This window comes from Stutzerimonas stutzeri (assembly GCF_013522825.1).
GTDB classification, from domain to species: domain Bacteria; phylum Pseudomonadota; class Gammaproteobacteria; order Pseudomonadales; family Pseudomonadaceae; genus Stutzerimonas; species Stutzerimonas stutzeri_AK.
Genome location: NZ_JAAMQZ010000119.1, coordinates 1 through 251, shown reverse-complemented (window position 1 = coordinate 251; position 251 = coordinate 1). Strand labels below are relative to the sequence as shown.

At 63.3% G+C, this 251-nt stretch carries 1 pseudogene; it reads right to left on the bottom strand.

Annotated elements, in window-relative coordinates:
- Nucleotides 1-251, bottom strand: a pseudogene (locus G7020_RS23860) (conjugal transfer protein TrbE); the annotation flags it as partial.

The window sequence follows — 251 nt, the reverse complement described above, 5'->3', positions numbered from 1 at the left end:
GTCACCGTGGCGGTGAGGTAGCCGAAGGCGACTTGATCGCTGCCCAGCTCCTGCAAGGCGGCATCGGCGTCGGCGGCCTTGTTGCTGGCATCGGTATCGACCAGCGGGCTTTCCTGCTGAAAGATCGTTTCGCGCAGCAGCGCGATGACGTTCTTGCGCTTGGCGAACCATTGGCGCCGCAAGCGCCCCAATTCCCGTTCCGCCTCGGCTTTGTCCAGGCACAGGAAGCGCGTACTCCAGCGATACGCAAA